The organism is Cupriavidus sp. SK-3 (assembly GCF_000611145.1).
Classification (GTDB): Bacteria; Pseudomonadota; Gammaproteobacteria; order Burkholderiales; family Burkholderiaceae; genus Cupriavidus.
Genome location: NZ_JFJV02000001.1, coordinates 1 through 1,385 on the forward strand (window position 1 = coordinate 1; position 1,385 = coordinate 1,385).

2 protein-coding genes are annotated in these 1,385 nt (G+C 64.0%); both read left to right on the plus strand.

Annotation, left to right across the window (positions count from 1 at the left end; all coding sequences use genetic code 11):
- Nucleotides 1–301: methyl-accepting chemotaxis protein (locus CF70_RS00005; RefSeq protein ID WP_035858683.1), on the plus strand; the 301-nt coding region annotated here is incomplete at its 5' end.
- A 159-nt stretch (nucleotides 302–460) separates the two neighbouring features.
- On the plus strand, nucleotides 461–1,385 hold a 925-nt coding region (locus tag CF70_RS00010), incomplete at its 3' end, for an MCP four helix bundle domain-containing protein (protein WP_035858690.1).

Below are 1,385 nucleotides of genomic sequence, written 5' to 3' on the forward strand. Positions count from 1 at the left end.
GACCATGGGCGAGATCGTGCAGGCGGTCAAGAGCGTGACAGACATCATGGGCGAGATCAGCGCGGCATCGGCCGAGCAGAGTTCGGGCATCGAGCAGGTGAACCAGGCGGTAGCCCAGATGGACGAGGTGACGCAGCAGAACGCGGCACTGGTGGAGCAGGCTGCTGCCGCCGCCGGTTCGCTGGAAGACCAGGCCACGCGCTTGCGCGATGCGGTGGCCACCTTCCGCGTCACCATGCGGCCGGAAGCGCGCCCGGTACGGGTGGGCCAGGGCAGCGCCCAGCGGCTTGCGCAAGCCTGACGCGGCCAGGTATCCGGCCAAGGCAACAAGTTGAAGCAGTCAGTCTCAAGCACTGTTCCAGAAAAAAAGTAGCACCTGTCGTTCGCATTGCCGGCAATCCGCTGGCACGGGCAGACGGGGCACCCGGTCAAGTCATTCAGAAAATGAGAGGTGGTCTGCATGCAATGGTTCAATCAGCTGCGCGTCACGACCAAGCTGGTCGTTGGATTTCTGGTCGTGTCGCTTATCGGCGTGGTGATGGGTCTGCTGGGCGTCGTCAATATGGGGCGCATGGCTGACTGGACCGGCAAGATCTATAACGATGACTTGCAGGCGCTCAAGGCCGTGCAGTCCGGCAATATCAGCCTGCTCTATGGCAGCCGCGCGCAGATCGCCCTGTTGTCCGCATCGACCATGGGCGAGCGTGCCGCCGAGAAAGACCAGATCGAGAAATCGCTTGGCATGCTGGACGAGAGCATGAAGCGGGCGCGCCAGGCATTCATCCAGCCGGAAGGCCTGGCCCTGGTCAAGCAATACGATGCCTTGCTGCCGGCCTACCGCGAGCGGTTGGGCAAGTATGTGGCGCTGGTGGGCAAACAGCCGCTCGATACCTCGCAGTTCGAGAGCCAGGTCTTTAGCGAGAGCGCCGACCTGATCAAGGAGAGCCGCGCGCTCGAGGACTTGATGGCCAAGATGGTCAAGCGCCGCGACGACCGCGCGCTGGCCAATATGGAAGAAGCGCGCGGCGTCTACGAGGGTACGCGCCTGTGGATGCTGGGCCTGGTGCTGGGCGGCCTGGCTGTCTCCGTGCTGCTTGGCGCATTCCTCGCCCGCACGCTGTCGCGCCAGCTGGGTGGCGAACCGGCCTACGCCGTGGCCATCGCCTCGCGTATCGCCGAAGGCGATTTTTCCGCGGAAGTGAAACTGCGCAGCGGCGACAAGGACAGCCTGCTGCACGCCATGAAACAGATGCAGCAGCAACTGTCCACCATGGTGCGCGACTTCAAGGAATCGGCAGAGTCGATCGCCTCCGCTTCGCGCGAGATCGCCGCGGGCAACAGCGACCTGTCGCAGCGTACCGAGCAGCAGGCCGCGTCGCTGGAAG